The organism is Rhizobacter sp. P3_B12 (assembly GCF_056402895.1).
Genome location: NZ_JBFUGN010000710.1, coordinates 1 through 3264 on the forward strand (window position 1 = coordinate 1; position 3264 = coordinate 3264).

Here is a 3264-nt window from a genome sequence, read left to right on the forward strand (position 1 = left end):
GGCCGTTGGCCTGACCTCGGCTGCCGCGATGGCTGCCGATCCCGCGACCCCGGCAAAGCCGGCTGCGAAGCCCGCGGCCGCCGCCCCGGCGAAGAAGGCGCCGCCGAAGAAGGCCGAGGCCACGCTGCCGCAAGCCGACCAGGCCCAGCTCGACGCCGCCGAGCGCACGCTGTTCGGCCCGTACGATTGCGAGTTCAACCAGAAGATCGACGTCTCGATGAACCCGAAATTCCCCGGCTACGTCGACGTGGCCTTCGGGAAGAAGCTGTTCACGATGAAGCCGGTGTCGTCGTCGACGGGTGCGCTGCGCCTGGAAGACGTCAAGGGCGTGGCGCTGCTGCTGCAGATCGCCAACAAGTCGATGCTGATGGACACCAAGGCCGGCCAGCGCCTGGTCGACGGCTGCGTCCACGAGAAGCAACGCGCTGCCGCGGCGGCCGCCGGCAAGTAATCGCCGACGGTCTCCGGAGATCGAGCCAGCGCCGCTGCCCCCGTTTTTCGTTCCTTGTGCCCCGGGTCGCGACGACGACCGGTGGCCGGCGCCTGGCAGATCCGCGCAATGCGGCTGCAGGGCTTTCCTTTTCCTGACCGTCATTGCCCCCGGAGAACCGCATGCTTCAAGCCTATCGCCAACATGTCGCCGAACGCGCTGCCCTCGGCATTCCGCCGCTGCCGCTGTCGGCCGCGCAGACCGCCGAACTGATCGAGCTGCTGAAGGCGCCGCCGGCCGGTGAAGGTGCCAACCTGGTCTACCTGCTGACGCACCGCGTGCCCGCGGGCGTGGACGATGCGGCCAAGGTGAAGGCCTCGTACCTGGCGGCCGTGGCGCATGGCACCGAGACGAATTCGCTGATTTCGCGCGAACTGGCGACCGAATTGCTGGGCACGATGCTCGGCGGTTTCAACATCAGCCCGCTGATCGACCTGCTCGACGACCCCGCGCTGGGTGCCGTGGCCGCCAAGGGCCTGAAGGGCACGCTGCAGATCTTCGACCAGTTCCACGACGTGAAGGCCAAGGCCGACAAGGGCAACGACCACGCCCGCGCCGTGCTGCAGAGCTGGGCCGACGGCGAGTGGTTCACCTCGCGGCCGGAAGTGCCGACCAGCATCACCGTCGGCATCTTCAAGGTGACCGGCGAGACCAACACCGACGACCTGTCGCCCGCGCCCGACGCGTGGAGCCGCCCGGACATCCCGTTGCACGCGCTGGCGATGCTGAAGAATGCACGCCCCRGCATCACGCCGGAAGAAGACGGCAAGCGCGGCCCGATCAAGTTCATCGAGGACCTGCGCGCCCAGGGCAACCTGGTGGCGTATGTGGGCGACGTGGTCGGCACCGGCTCGAGCCGCAAGTCGGCCACCAACTCGGTGCTGTGGTTCACCGGCGAAGACATTCCCTACGTGCCGAACAAGCGCTTCGGCGGCGTGTGCCTGGGCAACAAGATCGCCCCGATCTTCTACAACACGATGGAAGACGCCGGCGCGCTGCCGATCGAGCTGGACGTGAGCCAGATGTCGATGGGCGACGTGGTCGAGCTGCGCCCCTATGACGGCAAGGCGCTGAAGAACGGCCAGGTGATCGCCGAGTTCAAGCTCAAGAGCGACGTGCTGTTCGACGAGGTGCGTGCCGGCGGCCGCATTCCGCTGATCATCGGTCGCGGCCTGACCACCAAGGCGCGCGAGGCGCTGGGCCTGGCCCCGTCGACGCTGTTCCGCCTGCCGCAGAGCCCGGTCGACACGAAGAAGGGTTACTCGCTGGCGCAGAAGATGGTGGGCAAGGCCTGCGGCCTGCCGGTGGTCAACGGCCAGCAGCAGGGCGTGCGCCCGGGCACCTACTGCGAACCGCGCATGACCAGCGTCGGCTCGCAGGACACGACCGGCCCGATGACGCGCGACGAGCTGAAGGACCTGGCCTGCCTGGGCTTCAGCGCCGACCTGGTGATGCAGAGCTTCTGCCACACGGCCGCGTATCCGAAGCCGGTCGACGTGAAGATGCACCACGAGCTGCCGGAGTTCATCAGCACGCGAGGCGGCATCTCGCTGCGCCCGGGTGACGGCGTGATCCACAGCTGGCTGAACCGTTTCCTGCTGCCGGATACCGTGGGCACCGGCGGCGACAGCCACACCCGTTTCCCGATCGGCATCAGCTTCCCGGCGGGTTCGGGCCTGGTCGCGTTCGCGGCGGCCACCGGCGTGATGCCGCTGGACATGCCGGAGAGCGTGCTGGTGCGCTTCAAGGGCACGATGCAGCCGGGCGTCACGCTGCGCGACCTGGTCAACGCGATCCCGCTGTACGCGATCAAGCAGGGGCTGCTGACGGTCGAGAAGAAGGGCAAGAAGAACATCTTCTCGGGCCGCATCCTCGAGATCGAGGGGCTGCCCGACCTGAAGGTGGAGCAGGCCTTCGAGCTGAGCGACGCGTCGGCCGAGCGTTCGGCGGCCGGTTGCACGGTGCACCTGAACAAGGAACCGATCATCGAGTACATCAACAGCAACATCACGCTGATGAAGTGGATGATCGCGCAGGGGTATGCGGACGCGCGCACGCTGGAGCGCCGCATCGCTGCGCAAGAGGCGTGGCTGGCGAACCCGCAGTTGCTGAAGGGCGATGCCGATGCCGACTATGCGGCGGTGATCGAGATCGACCTGGCCGACGTGCACGAGCCGATCGTCGCGTGCCCGAACGACCCGGACGACGTGAAGACGCTGGCCGAGGTGTCGGGCGCGAAGATCGACGAGGTGTTCATCGGTTCGTGCATGACGAACATCGGCCATTTCCGTGCGGCGAGCAAGCTGCTCGAGGGCAAGCGCGACATCCCGGTGAAGCTGTGGGTGGCGCCGCCGACCAAGATGGATGCGCACCAGCTGACCGAGGAAGGCCACTATGGCGTGCTCGGCACGGCGGGCGCGCGCATGGAGATGCCGGGCTGCAGCCTGTGCATGGGCAACCAGGCGCAGGTGAAGGAAGGCGCGACGGTGTTCTCGACGAGCACGCGCAACTTCCCGAACCGGCTGGGCAAGAACAGCAACGTCTACCTCGGCTCGGCTGAGCTGGCGTCGATCTGCTCGAAGCTGGGGCGCATTCCGACGAAGGACGAGTACATGGCTGACATGGGGGTGCTGACGGCGGCCTCTGACAAGGTCTATCAGTACCTCAACTTCGATCGCATCAAGGAATACAGCGAGGCTTGATGCCTCGGGCTCCTCTTCCACGCGACAAAGGCGCGKGCGGGGAGGCTGTGGCTCGCCGGCCGGTGCGGTCTT

Annotated in this window: 2 protein-coding genes; both read left to right on the forward strand. The window is 67.2% G+C overall.

What is annotated here, in order from left to right:
* Positions 1-451, forward strand: a 451-nt coding sequence (locus tag AC1D01_RS26650; RefSeq protein ID WP_477871731.1) for a hypothetical protein, incomplete at its 5' end; no start/stop codon positions are given.
* 161 nt (positions 452-612) lie between these two features.
* Positions 613-3192, forward strand: coding sequence for a bifunctional aconitate hydratase 2/2-methylisocitrate dehydratase (gene acnB, locus AC1D01_RS26655; protein ID WP_477871733.1), 2580 nt, complete (start codon positions 613-615; stop codon positions 3190-3192).
* Positions 3193-3264 lie beyond the last annotated feature (72 nt).